Genomic DNA, 15,384 nt, shown 5'->3' with positions numbered 1-15,384 from the left:
CTAACGAGCCTGCTGTATGACTTCGGGAAACACAGGGGGTTGCAATGGACGGGAAGAAATCACTTAGCGAGACGGTAGAGGAACCCAGTCGTATCGAAGCGATGGATGCACTGGAAGACTTTGAAAGAGCGTCCGTAGCAGAAATCGAAAGTGTTGATCGCAAGCTTACAGCGATCCGAGAAGGCATCGCTGTATTTGTCGAGCCGCAGGCGAAAAAGGGAAACGGCGTCCTCTTTCGCGTAATCCCAGTGGATAGACTATCGAGCGTCGCGGATGATCTGATTCGAGGCGCTACTGAACATGGCGAATATTTGGGATTCGTCGTGCCAAGTAAAGGATTCGCGGAATTCACCATTCGAGCTAGCAGGGGGTACACGAATCGCAGGGCGATTGAAAAGTATGACTGGGTCGCGGATGAAAGTACATGTGGCCACGAATTTGCCCCTACGAGCCCTACGCGGCCGACTCGCTCTTTTGGTGAGGGGCCGAACAGGATCGGCTTCCATGTTGCATCCCCCAAGGAGAAGGCTTGCGTCGAGCTGTCCCCCACGAGTGCGACAGCGAATTTTCTGCTGGATGAATGGCATGTCCCTCCCCCGCTTGGACGGGAGGGGCTTACTGCTACATACAGTCTGAAAGTGTTTCTTGACGATTCCCGAGATCCGGCTGAGGTTACTCGGCGAGCGACGGAGATTGCAGCTCGAACCATTTTCGAACTGGACGTCAGGAATGGTATCCCTCTCGTGCTGCTGCCTCGCGAGCGTATGCGCGTGTCGTTCGAGCTGCCAGAAGGCCCCACTTCGCCGAAAGTACGTTTCCCTAAACTGAAGACGCCTCGCGAGGTCGCCGCCCTATTCTCTTTCGCCTCTGAAGCTTGGGACAACCCTCCCTTTATTTTCCTCTCGTACTATCAGGTATTGGAGTACTTCCTTCCTCTGGCGCACAGGCGCGACGGTATTAGAACTTTGCGTCAAGAGTTGAAGGACCCTTTCTTTGATGAGGGTAAAGACTCTTCAGTGCTGCGCCTGATTACCTCCATTGAGCGATTCAAGCAGGCGAGTGAAGAAGATCAGCTCAAGGTGCTTTTGCGGGACTTCACGAGAGAAGAAAAGCTCAAGGAATTTTTCGCGACAGAGGATCTGAAGCACTTTTCTGAAGGTAAGGGTGCGCCGATTTCCGGCATATCCGGCATCTCTTTGCATCCAAAGAGTGACGCGCTATCGTTGCAAGTGGCGAAGCGTATTTATGCTTTGAGGAATAGAATTGTTCACGCTAAAGATGATCCAAAGTTCGCTCCCATTCCGGTACTGCTCCCCCGGAGTAGAGAAGCCAACAACCTGAAACCTGACATCACGCTAGTCAGGCTTCTGGCCACGGAAGTCCTGATCCACAGCCAAGACTGATGTAAGTGCATCGAACCGCTCGGCAGTTCACGGCCTTCCTCGGTGCGTCAGCCCCACAGTCTTCGTTGGCGGGCACTTGGCGTCCTGCGCTTCCCTAACTGGATGTGTCGCTTGCGGACCGGATCTGTGGGGCAGGTGTGGGATGCAGCCTCTATGTTCCGGTCACTGTGCTGCATCTGAGGGCCGCACAGCGCAGACTGTAAATCTGCCGGCTCAGCCTTCCCAGGTTCGAATCCTGGCGCCGCCACACTTGAGGAGACCCCCTCCGAACTGCGGAAACGCAGAGCGGAGGGGGTCTTTTCGTCGGTCTGCGCCTCTGTGCCGTCTCCGTGTCGTCGCTCTGCCCCTCACGGGCTCCCGTGAGCCTCCGGTGTCCTGGGGCACACTGGCCGCATGTCCTCCCGTCGCAGGCTCTGCCCCGAGTGCCGCCGCGAGATCGCCGTGGTCGCCGGGCGCTATGCGCGCCATGATCCGCCCGGCGCCCGGGAGAGCGGGGAGCTCACCTCCTGCCCCGGCTCCCGGCGGCCGGCGCAACTGGGGGCGGCCCAGCCGTCGTTGGACGGGTACGCCGTCCCCGAGTTCCCCGGACAGCTACCGCTCTTCTGATCCCCGCCGGTCTTCTGCCCCGCGCCGCTCTCCTGACCCCGTCGGCCCCTCCAAGAACGCCTGCCGGTCTCAGAACGCCAGCCGGCCCACCCGGACGCCCGTCGGTCCCTGCGTCCGCTCGCCCGCCGGACCGATCGGTTCCCGCCGGACCGATCAGTTCCCGGCGACCGACTTCACCGCCACCGACACCGGAGTCGAGCCGCTGATCAGCTCCAGTGTCAGGCCGGCCGTCGCCGACGTGTCGATCAGTTCCGCCAGGACCGCGGCGACGTCGTCGCGGGGGATCGGCCCGCGTCCGGTCTCCGCCTCCAGCCGGACCAGCCCGCTCCCCGCGTCGTCCGTCAGTTGGCCCGGGCGCAGGATCGTCCAGTCCAGGCCGTCCAGCGACCGCACGTAGGCGTCGGCCTCGCCCTTGGCGCGCAGGTAGACGTCGAAGACCTCGTCCCCCTGGTGCCCGGCGTCGGCGCCCATGGACGACACGATCACGAACCGCCGTACGCCCGCCCGTACCGCGGCGTCCGAGAAGAGGATCGCCGCCGCCTTGTCCACCGTGTCCTTGCGTGCCGCACCGCTCCCCGGGCCCGCGCCCGCCGCGAAGACCGCCGCGTCCGCACCGCGCAGCCGCTCCGCGACCTCCTCGACCGACGCCGACTCCAGGTCCAGCACGATCGGCTCGGCACCGGCCGCCCTCAGGTCGTCCGCCTGCTCGGCCTTGCGGATGATGCCCGCGACCTCGTCCCCGCGCGCGGCGAGCAACCGCTCCAGCCGCAGCGCGATCTGACCATGACCACCAGCGATGACAATGCGCATGCCTTCGACCGTACGCCCGGACGGCCGCGTGCGCCGCACGAGTTCGGCCATGACCCACCCGCCGGTGACGGCATGACCCACCGGCCGGTGACGGCAAGACCCACCCGCCCGTGACGGCTCGTCCCCGCCCGCCTGCATCCCATCTCCGGCGCCTGTGCCCCCGCCACCGACCCCGCGTCTCCAGCCTCCCTGCCTCCGCCCCGCCAGGCTCAGGAAACGTCCCCCCGGCCCTGCCGCGGCAGCCCCCGTTCCGTGGCGCCCGTGGCGTCCCCGTACTCCCGTACCGCGCTGGTGCGCGCCACCACGCGCCCCCGGTGCACCACGATCCGGCTGTACGCCAGGGACAGGGCACCCGCCAGCCGTTCCCCGCGCACCGCGAGCAGTTCGGCCGGGAACCCGGCCTCCACCCGCACCTCGGGCAGGCCCAGAGCCGCCCGCGCCGAGGCGCTCACCGCGTCGTAGGCGTCCTCGGGCCGCAGGCCGTGGCGGGAGGCCAGCAGGTACGCCGCCTCCAACGGGTCCCCGCGCCCCACCGGATTGGACGCGTCCCGCAGCGCACCGCTCCCGGCCGCGACCCGCACCCCGGCCGCGCGCAGCAGCCGTACCGGAGCGGTGCCGTCGCGGCCGTCGACGGCACCGCAGCCGCCCTGCGGCAGGCACACCACCGTCACCCCGGCCGCCGCCAGCTGGTCCGCGATCCGGGAGGCCACCTCCGCGGACAGCCGGCCCAGCCCACCGCAGGGGCCCAGGGTCACCCCCGGCCGCAGTCCGCCCGCCATCGCCGCCAGCCGGGCCAGCCGGGCCGGGTCGGCGGCGTCCGTGTGCAGGTCGACAGGGCAGCCGTGCTCGGCGGCGACGTCCAGCACCGCCTCCACGTACCCCGTCGGATCCGGGTCCAGGTCCGGACACCCGCCCACCACCCCGGCGCCCATCTTCACCGCGTCCCGCAGCATCGCCAGCCCCTCGGCGCCCGCCGCCCCCGTCAGCACCCTCGGCATCGCCACGGTCGTCAGCTCGGCCAGACCCCGCAGTGCCCGCCCGGCCTGGAGGACGGCGCCCAGCGCGCCCAGCCCCTGCACGTCACCGACCCGCACATGGGTGCGCAGCGCGGTCGACCCGTGCCCGAGGTGCAGCAGCGCGGCCTCGGTCGCCCGGCGCTGGACGTCCGGGGGGTCGTAGGAGACCGGCCCGTCGCCGTCGGCGGTCAGCGCCGTGTCGGCGTGGGCGTGCGGCTCGGCCGGGGCCGGGAGGAGCAGATAGCCGGAGAGGTCGACGCGCCTGCCGTCGCCCGGCGCCCCGGCGACCGCCAGGCTGCCGGCGGTGCCGACCGCCTCGATGCGCCCGCCGCACAGCCGTACGTCCACGGTCCGGCCGTCGGTCAGGCGCGCCCCGGACAGCAGCAGCGCGTCCCGGGCGTCCGGGCCCGAGGCGGAGGACGAGTGGGGCGGCTGCGGCTGGCTGTCGGGCATCGCGCTCCTGTGGGCTGGGGCCTGTCCGTGCGGAGGACGCAAGATCACGCAGAGTGAGTCGAGCCTAGGACGGTGGTCGGCCCGCGGCGTGCAGGAGCGCAATAGTCGTACCGGCGTGGTCCGCCGCGGCCGGACCCCGGGCCGGGCCCGCCGACGGACCGTACGGCAGCCGCGGCAGCCCGTACGGCGGACCCGGTAGCGGACCGTATGGCAGCCCGGAGGGCGGGCCCGGCAGGCGGGGCAGGGTCGGACAAACGGATTTGGGCGAACGGCGGCCGACCGTGTAATGTCTTCATCGCTCGCCCCAATAGCTCAGTCGGCAGAGCGTCTCCATGGTAAGGAGAAGGTCAACGGTTCGATTCCGTTTTGGGGCTCTGGTGAGAGAGGTTCCCGCCGCAAGGCGGGGCCCGATCGCACCGCAGCGGTGTAGCTCAGTCGGTAGAGCAAGCGGCTCATAATCGCTGTGTCACCGGTTCAAGTCCGGTCACCGCTACTGTCAGTAGCCGATTGCGGGGTCGGTCCTTCGATCGGCTACTCTTCTTGCGTTAATCAAGTCCATCCGTTCGTCAAGGAGCACTCACGTGGCTGCCACCGACGTCCGCCCGAAGATCACGCTGGCCTGCGTGGAGTGCAAGGAGCGGAACTACATCACCAAGAAGAACCGGCGTAACAACCCGGACCGTCTTGAGATGAAGAAGCACTGCCCGCGTTGCAACGCGCACACCGCGCACCGCGAGACGCGATAAATCAGGCTCGTACACGAGGCCGTCCCCGAAACTGGGGGCGGCCTCGCGTCGTTTCACCGGCCGCACAGAGACAGACAGCAGCAGGAGGTGCCGAGCCCATGGCGCTCGACCAGTCCTTCGTGGGGCGGACCTATCCGCCCACCGAGCCCTACGAGGTGGGCCGGGAGAAGATCCGTGAGTTCGCGGAGGCGGTGGGGGACGCCAACCCGGCGTACACGGACACGGAGGCCGCGAAGGCGCTCGGCCACCCGGACGTGATCGCACCGCCGACCTTCGTGTTCTCCGTCACCTTCCGGGCGGCGGCGCAGGTCATCGAGGACCCGCAGCTCGGTCTGGACTACAGCCGGGTCGTGCACGGCGACCAGAGGTTCGCCTACTCCCGTCCCGTCCGCGCCGGCGACCGGCTGAGGGTCGCCTCGACCATCGAGGCGGTCAAGACCATGGCCGGCAGCGACATCCTGGACATCCGCGGCGAGGTCCACGACGAGGCCGGAGAGCACGTCGTGACCGCCTGGATCAAGTTGGTGGCCCGCGCGGCCGAGGAGGCGTGAGCATTCCGATGACGGCGAAGATCTCCTACTCCGACGTCGAGGTCGGCACCGAGCTGCCCGCCCAGAGCTTCCCCGTGACCCGTGCCATGCTCGTCCGGTACGCGGGAGCCTCCGGCGACTTCAACCCCATCCACTGGAACGAGAAGTTCGCCAAGGAGGTCGGCCTGCCCGACGTCATCGCGCACGGCATGTTCACCATGGCCGAGGCGATCCGCGTGGTCACCGACTGGACCGGCGACCCGGGCTCGGTGGTCGAGTACGGCGTCCGCTTCACCAAGCCCGTCGTCGTCCCCAACGACGACAAGGGCGCCCTCATCGAGGTCAGCGGCAAGGTCGCGGCCAAGCTCGAGGACAACACCGTCCGCATCGACCTGACGGCGACCAGCGACGGCCAGAAGGTCCTGGGCAGGTCCCGCGCGGTCGTACGGCTGTCCTGACGCCGAAGGTGCCGAAGGTGAGGGGCGTCCTCCAGGGAAGGTAAGGGGCGTTCTCCATGGAGGAGCGCCCCTTACGCCCTGTCCCCCCCGACTTGCCGACTCCCTCACCCCACGCTTGCCCGAGTTAGTGATTGAGTACTAACTTCCCTCCATGGCGAGGATGAGCGCAGAGGAGAGGCGCGAGAGCGTCATCCGCGCGGCGATGAGCGAGTTCGCCCGCGGCGGCTACCACGGCACGTCCACGGAGGCCATCGCCAAGCGGGTCGGCGTCTCCCAGCCGTACCTCTTCCGGCTCTTCCCGGGCAAGAAGGCCCTGTTCCTCGCGGTGGCGCAGCGCTGTCTGCGGGACATGCGCCGGCACGTGGAGGAGGCGGCGGACGGCCTGCGCGGTGCGGAGGCGCACGAGGCGATGGCGCGGGCGTACGCCCTGCTCATCTCCGAGCATCCCGAGCGGCTGCTGATGCAGTTGCAGATCTACGTCACGGTGGCGGCGGCCGAGGCGGCCGGGGACCGCGAGTTCGGCGAGCTGCTGCGCGAGGGCTGGATGGAGATCTGGGACGCCGCGCACGTGCCCCTGGGTGGCGACGTCGCGGAGACGACGGGATTCATGGCGTACGGCATGCTCGTCAACGCCCTGGCCGGCATGGGGTTTCCGCCCGAGCACCGGGTCTGGGACGGGCTGGACATCTCGGCCCGGCTCATGCGGGACCGGGAGAGCACATAGCGCACCAGGACCGCGGACGGCGGCCGCCTCGTACGCCCGCACAAGTTAGTCATCGATCACTAATCATCATGGGGATCACTCGCAGGGGGAGCGATGCAGGACCGGACAGCACGTGGCGGGGGAGCCGTCTGGGCCCTCGTCCTCACCAGCGCCGCCGGATTCATGGCAGCCCTCGACAACCTCGTCGTCACCACCGCGCTGCCCTCCATCCGCGAGGACCTCGGGGGCGCGCTGCACGATCTGGAATGGACGGTGAGCGCCTACACGCTCACCTTCGCCGTCCTGCTGATGTTCGGCGCGGCCCTCGGTGACCGCTTCGGGCGTCGCAGGCTCTTCCTCGTCGGGCTCGCGGTCTTCACCGCGGCGTCCGCCGCCGCGGCCCTGGCGCCGGGCATCGACACCCTGATCGCCGCCCGCGCGGTCCAGGGCGCCGGAGCGGCGGTCATGATGCCGCTGGCGCTGACCCTGCTGACGGTCGCCGTGCCCGCCGAGCGCCGGGGCATGGCGTACGGGATCTGGGGAGCCGTCAACGGGCTCGCCGTGGCCTCCGGGCCGCTGGTCGGCGGCGCCCTCACCGAGCACATCTCCTGGCAGTGGATCTTCTGGCTGAACGTTCCGCTGGGCCTGGCCCTGCTCCCGCTCGCCCGGCTGCGCTTCACGGAGTCGTACGGCACCGGCGCCCCGCTGGACGTCCCCGGCACGCTCCTGGCCAGCGGCGGCCTGTTCGGCGTCGTCTACGGGCTGGTCCGCGGGCCCGTCGACGGCTGGACGGGGACGCCGGTGCTGGTCGCGTTGTGCACGGGGGCCGTGCTGCTGGCGGGCTTCGTCCGCCACGGCGTACGCGGCAGGAACCCGATGCTGCCGATGCGGCTGTTCCGCTCCCGCGCCTTCGCCGGGATCAACGCGGCGAGCCTGCTGATGTTCCTCGGGATGTTCGGCTCGATCTTCCTGCTCAGCCAGTACCTGCAAGGAGTGCTCGGCTACTCGCCCACCGAGGCCGGGCTGCGGATGCTCCCCTGGACCGGTATGCCGATACTGGTCGCGCCCGTCGCCGGTCTGCTCTCGGACCGGATCGGCGGGCGGCCGGTCGTCGCCACCGGCCTCTTCCTCCAGGCGGCCGGCCTGGCCCACCTCGGCTCCGTGGCCGCCGTCGGCGCCTCCTACGGCAGCCAGCTGCCCGGTCTGGTCCTCGGCGGGATCGGCATGGCGCTGTTCTTCGCACCGGCTTCCGCCCTGGTGATGTCCAGCGTCGCACCGAAGGAGCAGGGCATCGCCTCCGGAGCCAACAACGCGCTGCGCGAGGTCGGCGGCGCCCTCGGCATCGCGATCATGTCGTCGGTCTTCACGGCGCGGGGCGGCTACGAGTCACCGCAGGCCTTCGTCGACGGCCTGCGGCCCGCCGTGGCGGTGGGCGCCGCCGTGGTCGCCCTGGCCGCCCTCACCGCCCTGCTGATCCCGGCCCGCCGACCCGGCCGGACATCCGAGGCGTCCGCCCCGCCCGGCGCTGTCGGTGCCGTCTCGTAGTCTTGGGCCCGTGCAGGAACTCCACGACGCCCCCCTCGCCCCGCTGACCACCTTCCGGCTGGGCGGCCCCGCGACCCGCCTGGTGACGGCCACCACCGACGCCGAGGTGATCGCCGCCGTCCGCGAGGCCGATGTCAGCGGCACGCCCCTGCTGCTCATCGGCGGCGGCTCCAACCTGGTCATCGGCGACAAGGGCTTCGACGGCACGGCCCTGCACATCGCCACGCGCGGCTTCTCCCTCGACGGCACCCGGCTGGAGCTGGCGGCCGGCGAGGTGTGGACGGACGCCGTGGCCCGTACGGTCGAGGCCGGGCTGGCCGGCGTCGAATGCCTGTCCGGCATCCCCGGCTCGGCCGGCGCGACCCCCATCCAGAACGTGGGGGCGTACGGCCAGGAGGTCTCCTCCACGATCACCGAGGTGATCGCCTACGACCGCCGCTCCGGCGAGACGGTCACGCTGTCGAACGAGGCGTGCGACTTCTCCTACCGCCACAGCCGCTTCAAGGCCCACCCCGAGCGGTACGTGGTGCTGCGCGTCCGCTTCGAGCTGGAGGACGCCGGCGGACTGTCCGGGCCGCTCCGGTACGCCGAGACGGCCCGCGCCCTCGGCGTCGAACCCGGCGACCGCGTTCCGCTGGCCGCCGCGCGGGACACGGTGCTGAAGCTGCGCGCCGGAAAGGGCATGGTGCTGGACCCCGACGACCACGACACATGGTCGGCCGGGTCGTTCTTCACCAACCCGATCCTCACCGGCGACCAGTTCGCCGCCTTCCGGGAGCGGGTGCGCGAGCGCCTCGGCGACGGGGTGGAGCCGCCGGCGTACCCGGCGGGGGAGGGCCGCACCAAGACCTCCGCGGCCTGGCTGATCGACAGGGCCGGCTTCACCAAGGGCTACGGCAGCGGGCCCGCCCGCATCTCCACCAAGCACACTCTCGCCCTCACCAACCGCGGTGACGCCACCACGGAGGACCTCCTGGCCCTGGCCCGCGAGGTCGTCACCGGCGTCCGAGAGGCATTCGGGATCACGCTGGTCAACGAGCCGGTGACGGTGGGCGTCAGCCTCTAGGCACCGCCGGGTGCCGCCCGCGCCCACAAGATGTCGCCGACGGTACGGCAGTGCGCGGCGTTGTGGCTGGCGTGGGGGGCGTTGCGCAGCCCGGCGTAGCGGGGCGCCGCCCGCGCCCACCCGTGCCGCCCCAGCGGCACGACTGCCCGCGGGCTGCGGCAGTCGCCCGCGGCGCGCAAGCGGCGGCAGGCCGGGGCGCCGCCTGCAGACGCGTATGGCGCGCAACCAGGCACGGGCCGGGGCGCTACCCGCAGGCGCGTACGGCGGGGAGGGGTCGTGTCGGGGGGTCTCCGCCCGCAGCGGTTGTCGCGTCAACACGGGGACCTTCCCGTCGGCCGATTTCGCGACGTTCCGAGGACGGAGACCCCCCGGCGCGGCCCCGTACCACCCACCGGGGCCTTAGGCGCTACGCGCACCCCCGACCACCCGCAGCGGCGCCGCAGGCATCCACCCACCACCCCGCACCCGACACACCACGCGAACCCCACCACCCGCCGCGCCGCTCACCCCATCGGCGCGTTGAGCCAGGCGTCGATGTCCGACAGAAGCTTGGCCTTCTGGTCCTCCGGGGCCGCCGACCCCCGTACCGACTGCCGCGCCAGCTCCGCCAGTTCCGCGTCCGTGAAGGCGTGGTACCGCCGCGCGATCTCGTACTGCGCCGCCAGCCGCGAACCGAACAGCAGCGGGTCGTCCGCCCCCAGCGCCAGCGGAACCCCCGCCTCGAACAGCGCCCGCAACGGCACGTCGTCCAGCTTCTCGTACACCCCCAGCGCCACGTTCGACGCCGGACACACCTCGCACGTCACCTGCCGGTCCGCCAGCCGCTTCAGCAACCGGGGGTTCTCCGCCGCCCGCACGCCGTGCCCGATCCGGTCCGCCTCCAGGTCGTCCAGACAGTCCCGCACCGAGGCCGGCCCGGCCAGCTCCCCGCCGTGCGGCGCCGACAGCAGCCCACCGTCCCGGGCGATCGCGAACGCCCGGTCGAAGTCCCGCGCCATCCCGCGCCGCTCGTCGTTCGACAGGCCGAAGCCCACGACGCCCCGGTCCGCGTACCGCACCGCCAGCCGGGCCAGCGTGCGCGCGTCCAGCGGATGCTTCATCCGGTTGGCGGCCACCAGCACCCGCATCCCGAGCCCGGTCTCCCGCACCGTCGTGTCCACCGCGTCCAGGATGACCTCCAGCGCCGGGATCAGCCCGCCCAGCCGAGGCGCGTACGACGTCGGGTCGACCTGGATCTCCAGCCACCCGGACCCGTCCCGCAGATCCTCCTCGGCCGCCTCCCGCACCAGCCGCTGGATGTCCTCGGGCTCCCGCAGACACGACCGCGCGGCGTCGTACAGGCGCTGGAACCGGAACCAGCCCCGCTCGTCCGTCGCCCGCAGTCTGGGCGGCTCCCCGCCGGTCAGCGCGTCGGTCAGCGCCTCGGGCAGCCGTACGCCGTACTTGTCGGCGAGTTCCAGCAGGGTCGCGGGCCGCATCGATCCCGTGAAGTGCAGGTGCAGATGGGCCTTCGGCAGCTCAGAGACATCACGTACACGCTCCATCCAAGGATCCTGCCGCACGCCCCACCTGCCCCACCAGGCCTTTCCCCGTACGTGGTCTTGCTCGCACAAAGGAACGCACAGACAGAACAGGGCGCCCCCCGCTCATGGGGAGCGCCCTGTCCGGGAACGGCGAGGGTCAGTCCCTGGCCTCCGCCAGCAGCTTCTGGATCCGGCTCACGCCCTCGACGAGGTCCTCGTCACCGAGCGCGTACGACAGCCGCAGGTACCCGGGCGTGCCGAACGCCTCACCGGGCACGACCGCGACCTCGGACTCCTCCAGGATCAGCGCCGCCAGCTCCACGGTGTTCTGCGGGCGCCGGCCGCGGATCTCCTTGCCCAGCAGCGCCTTCACCGACGGGTAGGCGTAGAACGCGCCCTCGGGTTCCGGGCAGACCACGCCGTCGATCTCGTTGAGCATCCGCACGATCGTCCTGCGGCGCCGGTCGAAGGCCTCGCGCATCTTCGCGACGGCGTCCAGGTCGCCGGAGACGGCGGCGATCGCGGCGACCTGCGCGACGTTGGAGACGTTGGACGTGGCGTGCGACTGGAGGTTCGTCGCGGCCTTGACGACGTCCTTCGGGCCGATGATCCAGCCCACGCGCCAGCCGGTCATCGCGTACGTCTTCGCGACACCGTTGACGACGATGCACTTGTCGCGCAGCTCGGGCAGGACCGCCGGCAGCGACACGGCGGAGGCGTCGCCGTAGACCAGGTGCTCGTAGATCTCGTCGGTCAGCACCCACAGGCCGTGCTCGGCGGCCCAGCGGCCGATGGCCTCGGTCTCGTGCTCGGAGTAGACCGCGCCGGTCGGGTTGGACGGGGAGACGAAGAGCACGACCTTCGTGCGCTCCGTGCGGGCCGCCTCCAGCTGCTCCACGCTGACCCGGTAGCCGGTCGTCTCGTCGGCGACGACCTCGACCGGGACGCCGCCGGCCAGCCGGATCGACTCGGGGTACGTCGTCCAGTACGGCGCGGGGACGATGACCTCGTCGCCCGGGTCGAGGATCGCGGCGAAGGCCTCGTAGATGGCCTGCTTGCCGCCGTTGGTGACCAGGATCTGCGACGGGTCCACCTCGTAGCCGGAGTCGCGCAGCGTCTTCGCGGCGATCGCGGCCTTCAGCTCGGGCAGACCGCCGGCCGGCGTGTAGCGGTGGTACTTCGGGTTCTTGCAGGCCTCGACGGCCGCCTCGACGATGTAGTCCGGGGTCGGGAAGTCGGGCTCACCGGCGCCGAAGCCGATCACCGGTCGCCCGGCGGCCTTGAGGGCCTTGGCCTTGGCGTCCACGGCGAGGGTGGCGGACTCGGAGATCGCGCCGACTCGGGCGGAGACCCGGCGCTCGGTGGGTGGGATTGCAGCGCTCATGCGGTCCATCGTTCCAGACCCGAAACTTCACCGGCACACGGGTTTCACGGACTGAACAGGACGGGGCGGGCCCCGGAACACCAGTCCGTATCCGGTGCGCGGCGGTGCGCCTACGGGCGTCCCGCCTGGGCGATCTTCCGCCACCGGAACCCGGAGATGCCTCGCCCGGTCCCTTTCTGTTCGACGCCCGGGCCCAGAACACGTACACTCTCACCTCGTTGGCCTTCGACGAGCCGCGCTCCACCGGCGCACACCATGCAGCCGGGCGGATGCGGTACGTTGGGGGGCACACAAAGGGTCGTAGCTCAATTGGTAGAGCACTGGTCTCCAAAACCAGCGGTTGGGGGTTCAAGTCCCTCCGGCCCTGCTACACACACCTTCGCCAGGATGTGTGCGCATGTACGTACAGCAATGCACCGCCGTGCGGCTCAGACCGGGCGCGGCACGGCCACGACCCGGAATCAGGTGAGGACGAGTGACGGACGCCGTGGGCTCCATCGACATGCCTGATGCCCAGGACGAGGCGCCGGACTCCAAGAAGAAGCAGCGCCGGGGCGGCAAGCGCGGCAAGAAGGGCCCGCTGAAGCGCCTCGCGCTCTTCTATCGTCAGATCGTCGCGGAGCTCCGCAAGGTCGTCTGGCCGACGCGGAACCAGCTGACCACGTACACCACCGTGGTGATCATTTTCGTCGCCGTCATGATCGGCCTGGTCACCGTGATTGACTATGGGCTCAGCAACGCCGCCAAGTACGTCTTCGGCTGAGCCGAGAGCGAAGAGCGCCGAGGTACCCGGCGCTCCTTTCGCGTGTTCCACCCCTATGTATCCAGGAAGAAGCAGCCACCGTGTCTGACCCGAACGTGAACGACGCCGTTGAGCCTCACGGCGAGGGGGCCGAGTCCGTCGAGGACGTGTTCGACGCCGTCGAGGGCGCGGACCGCGAGGACACCGAGACCTCCGCCGAGGTCCAGGCTGCCGACGCCGAGGCCACCGAGGCCGACGACACGGAGCAGACCGCCGGGGAGCCGGCCGAGGAGCCCGTCGCGGAGGAGTCCGCCGACACCGAGGCCCCGGCCGAGGGCGCCGAGGAAGAGGCCGAGCCCGAGCTGGACCCGATCGAGAAGCTCCGCCGGGAGCTGCGCGGCCTGCCCGGCGAGTGGTACGTGATCCACACCTACGCCGGCTACGAGAAGCGCGTGAAGGCCAATCTGGAGCAGCGCGCCGTCTCGCTGAACGTCGAGGACTTCATCTACCAGGCCGAGGTGCCCGAGGAAGAGATCGTCCAGATCAAGAACGGCGAGCGGAAGAACGTCCGGCAGAACAAGCTGCCGGGTTACGTCCTGGTCCGCATGGACCTGACCAACGAGTCCTGGGGCGTCGTCCGCAACACGCCGGGCGTCACCGGCTTCGTGGGCAACGCCTACGACCCGTACCCGCTGACCCTGGACGAGATCGTCAAGATGCTCGCCCCGGAGGCCGAGGAGAAGGCCGCCCGCGAGGCGGCCGAGGCCGAGGGCAAGCCCGCGCCGCAGCGCAAGGTCGAGGTCCAGGTGCTGGACTTCGAGGTGGGCGACTCGGTCACCGTCACCGACGGCCCGTTCGCCACGCTCCAGGCCACCATCAACGAGATCAACGCCGACTCGAAGAAGGTCAAGGGCCTCGTCGAGATCTTCGGCCGCGAGACCCCGGTCGAGCTGAGCTTCGACCAGATCCAGAAGAACTGACCTTCTGGCACCCGAACGTCCGAGCAGGTCAGATGGCTGCCACGGCAGCCGTCTGACCTGCTCGGTTTTTGGCCGCACATCTATACCCGTTATCGTTGTGCGGTATGCCTTCTGCCGGGAGAGCGACTCGGCCGGAGGTAGACCCGAATCGAAAGGACCCGGAGAGCCATGCCTCCCAAGAAGAAGAAGGTCACGGGGCTCATCAAGCTCCAGATCCAGGCCGGTGCCGCCAACCCGGCCCCGCCGGTCGGCCCCGCGCTGGGTCAGCACGGCGTCAACATCATGGAGTTCTGCAAGGCCTACAACGCCGCGACCGAGTCGCAGCGCGGTTGGGTCATCCCGGTGGAGATCACGGTCTACGAGGACCGTTCCTTCACCTTCGTCACCAAGACGCCGCCGGCCGCCAAGATGATCCTCAAGGCCGCGGGCGTGGAGAAGGGCTCCGGCGAGCCGCACAAGACCAAGGTCGCGAAGATCACCCGCGAGCAGGTCCGCGAGATCGCCACCACCAAGATGCCCGACCTCAACGCCAACGACCTGGACGCCGCCGAGAAGATCATCGCCGGCACCGCCCGTTCCATGGGCGTCACGGTCGAGGGCTGACCTCCACCCCCGTAAGCAAGCAGAAGTGGCAGGGCCTGCTCGGCCCGGACCACGACTCCTAAGAATCCACAGGAGCAGTAGTGAGCAAGCGCAGCAAGTCCCTTCGCGCTGCGGACGCCAAGGTCGACCGGGAGAAGCTCTACGCCCCGCTCGAGGCCGTCCGTCTCGCCAAGGAGACCTCCACGACCAAGTTCGACGGCACCGTCGAGGTCGCCTTCCGCCTGGGTGTCGACCCGCGCAAGGCCGACCAGATGGTCCGTGGCACCGTGAACCTTCCGCACGGCACCGGTAAGACCGCCCGGGTCCTGGTCTTCGCGACCGGTGACCGTGCCGAGGCCGCGCGTGCCGCGGGCGCCGACATCGTCGGCGCCGACGAGCTGATCGACGAGGTGTCGAAGGGCCGCCTGGACTTCGACGCGGTCGTGGCCACCCCGGACCTCATGGGCAAGGTCGGCCGCCTCGGCCGCGTGCTCGGTCCCCGTGGCCTGATGCCGAACCCGAAGACCGGCACCGTCACCCCGGACGTCGCCAAGGCCGTCACCGACATCAAGGGCGGCAAGATCGAGTTCCGTGTCGACAAGCACGCGAACCTGCACTTCATCATCGGCAAGGTGTCCTTCGACGACACCAAGCTGGTGGAGAACTACGGCGCCGCGCTGGAGGAGATCCTCCGTCTGAAGCCGTCCGCCGCGAAGGGTCGCTACATCAAGAAGGCCGCCATCACCACCACGATGGGCCCCGGCGTTCCGGTCGACCCCAACCGCACCCGCAACCTCCTCGTCGAGGAGGACCCGGCCGCGGTCTGAGCCCCCGGCT

The 15,384-nt window shown here is 69.7% G+C and carries 16 protein-coding genes and 4 tRNA genes; 16 read left to right on the top strand and 4 right to left on the bottom strand.

Annotation, left to right across the window (positions count from 1 at the left end):
- The first annotated feature begins 44 nt into the window (after nucleotides 1–44).
- The 3 genes from ACZ45Q_RS03370 (at nucleotide 45) to ACZ45Q_RS03360 (ending at nucleotide 2,009) form a co-directional block, all read left to right on the top strand.
- Nucleotides 45–1,403: a hypothetical protein gene (locus ACZ45Q_RS03370; protein ID WP_468254171.1), complete on the top strand. Its 1,359-nt coding sequence runs from the start codon at nucleotides 45–47 to the stop codon at nucleotides 1,401–1,403.
- 167 nt (nucleotides 1,404–1,570) lie between these two features.
- Nucleotides 1,571–1,650 (top strand) — tRNA-Tyr (locus ACZ45Q_RS03365).
- Between the two features lie 146 nt (nucleotides 1,651–1,796).
- Nucleotides 1,797–2,009 (top strand): hypothetical protein, encoded by a 213-nt coding sequence (locus ACZ45Q_RS03360; protein ID WP_468254168.1) that lies wholly within the window; start codon nucleotides 1,797–1,799, stop codon nucleotides 2,007–2,009.
- A 153-nt stretch (nucleotides 2,010–2,162) separates the two neighbouring features.
- Here ACZ45Q_RS03360 and ACZ45Q_RS03355 read toward each other — a convergent pair whose 3' ends face one another.
- Nucleotides 2,163–2,819 carry an SDR family oxidoreductase gene (locus ACZ45Q_RS03355; RefSeq protein WP_468254165.1) on the bottom strand — a complete coding sequence of 219 codons (657 nt, stop codon included), beginning with the start codon at nucleotides 2,817–2,819 and terminating at the stop codon, nucleotides 2,163–2,165.
- Between the two features lie 209 nt (nucleotides 2,820–3,028).
- Complete coding sequence (locus ACZ45Q_RS03350; RefSeq protein ID WP_468254163.1) at nucleotides 3,029–4,288, bottom strand: amidohydrolase family protein; 1,260 nt, start codon at nucleotides 4,286–4,288, stop codon at nucleotides 3,029–3,031.
- 301 nt (nucleotides 4,289–4,589) lie between these two features.
- Between ACZ45Q_RS03350 and ACZ45Q_RS03345 the strand changes: the two genes are divergently transcribed.
- From ACZ45Q_RS03345 to ACZ45Q_RS03310, 8 genes are all read left to right on the top strand, one after another.
- Nucleotides 4,590–4,662: transfer RNA gene (locus ACZ45Q_RS03345), tRNA-Thr, on the top strand.
- 46 nt (nucleotides 4,663–4,708) lie between these two features.
- Nucleotides 4,709–4,781 (top strand) — tRNA-Met (locus tag ACZ45Q_RS03340).
- An 88-nt stretch (nucleotides 4,782–4,869) separates the two neighbouring features.
- Nucleotides 4,870–5,034 carry a 50S ribosomal protein L33 gene (gene rpmG / locus ACZ45Q_RS03335; RefSeq protein ID WP_003948671.1) on the top strand — a complete coding sequence of 55 codons (165 nt, stop codon included), beginning with the start codon at nucleotides 4,870–4,872 and terminating at the stop codon, nucleotides 5,032–5,034.
- 98 nt (nucleotides 5,035–5,132) lie between these two features.
- Nucleotides 5,133–5,585, top strand: a complete 453-nt coding sequence (locus tag ACZ45Q_RS03330; protein WP_468254160.1) for an FAS1-like dehydratase domain-containing protein — start codon at nucleotides 5,133–5,135, stop codon at nucleotides 5,583–5,585.
- An 8-nt stretch (nucleotides 5,586–5,593) separates the two neighbouring features.
- On the top strand, nucleotides 5,594–6,022 hold the full coding sequence (locus ACZ45Q_RS03325; protein ID WP_468254336.1) for a MaoC family dehydratase: 429 nt from the start codon (nucleotides 5,594–5,596) through the stop codon (nucleotides 6,020–6,022).
- A 151-nt stretch (nucleotides 6,023–6,173) separates the two neighbouring features.
- A complete protein-coding gene (locus tag ACZ45Q_RS03320) occupies nucleotides 6,174–6,746 on the top strand; it encodes a TetR/AcrR family transcriptional regulator (protein WP_468254159.1) in 573 nt (190 codons plus the stop codon).
- Nucleotides 6,747–6,839: 93 nt separating this feature from the next.
- On the top strand, nucleotides 6,840–8,270 hold the full coding sequence (locus ACZ45Q_RS03315) for a DHA2 family efflux MFS transporter permease subunit (RefSeq protein ID WP_468254157.1): 1,431 nt from the start codon (nucleotides 6,840–6,842) through the stop codon (nucleotides 8,268–8,270).
- Between the two features lie 10 nt (nucleotides 8,271–8,280).
- The gene (locus ACZ45Q_RS03310) at nucleotides 8,281–9,336 is read left to right on the top strand and encodes a UDP-N-acetylmuramate dehydrogenase (protein ID WP_468254155.1); all 1,056 of its coding nucleotides are present in this window, start codon (nucleotides 8,281–8,283) and stop codon (nucleotides 9,334–9,336) included.
- Nucleotides 9,337–9,839: 503 nt separating this feature from the next.
- Here ACZ45Q_RS03310 and ACZ45Q_RS03305 read toward each other — a convergent pair.
- Both ACZ45Q_RS03305 and ACZ45Q_RS03300 read right to left on the bottom strand, forming a co-directional pair.
- Entirely contained in the window at nucleotides 9,840–10,880 is a 1,041-nt protein-coding gene (locus tag ACZ45Q_RS03305; RefSeq protein WP_468254152.1) for an adenosine deaminase, read from the bottom strand.
- Between the two features lie 136 nt (nucleotides 10,881–11,016).
- Nucleotides 11,017–12,243 carry a pyridoxal phosphate-dependent aminotransferase gene (locus tag ACZ45Q_RS03300; protein WP_468254150.1) on the bottom strand — a complete coding sequence of 409 codons (1,227 nt, stop codon included), beginning with the start codon at nucleotides 12,241–12,243 and terminating at the stop codon, nucleotides 11,017–11,019.
- Between the two features lie 294 nt (nucleotides 12,244–12,537).
- On the opposite strand from ACZ45Q_RS03300, the gene ACZ45Q_RS03295 reads away from it, so the two are divergent.
- The 5 genes from ACZ45Q_RS03295 (at nucleotide 12,538) to rplA (ending at nucleotide 15,374) form a co-directional block, all read left to right on the top strand.
- Nucleotides 12,538–12,610, top strand: a tRNA-Trp gene (locus tag ACZ45Q_RS03295).
- A gap of 108 nt (nucleotides 12,611–12,718) precedes the next feature.
- Entirely contained in the window at nucleotides 12,719–13,006 is a 288-nt protein-coding gene (secE, locus tag ACZ45Q_RS03290) for a preprotein translocase subunit SecE (protein WP_468254147.1), read from the top strand.
- 80 nt (nucleotides 13,007–13,086) lie between these two features.
- Nucleotides 13,087–13,965, top strand: coding sequence for a transcription termination/antitermination protein NusG (gene nusG, locus ACZ45Q_RS03285; protein ID WP_468254144.1), 879 nt, complete (start codon nucleotides 13,087–13,089; stop codon nucleotides 13,963–13,965).
- 168 nt (nucleotides 13,966–14,133) lie between these two features.
- Nucleotides 14,134–14,568, top strand: a complete 435-nt coding sequence (gene rplK, locus ACZ45Q_RS03280; protein WP_073940577.1) for a 50S ribosomal protein L11 — start codon at nucleotides 14,134–14,136, stop codon at nucleotides 14,566–14,568.
- A gap of 80 nt (nucleotides 14,569–14,648) precedes the next feature.
- Nucleotides 14,649–15,374 carry a 50S ribosomal protein L1 gene (gene rplA / locus ACZ45Q_RS03275; protein WP_468254142.1) on the top strand — a complete coding sequence of 242 codons (726 nt, stop codon included), beginning with the start codon at nucleotides 14,649–14,651 and terminating at the stop codon, nucleotides 15,372–15,374.
- Nucleotides 15,375–15,384 lie beyond the last annotated feature (10 nt).

This window comes from Streptomyces sp. NPDC031049, assembly GCF_055571015.1.
The sequence above is the reverse complement of the archived record's forward strand: the minus strand, read 5'-3'. Positions and strand labels throughout refer to the sequence as shown.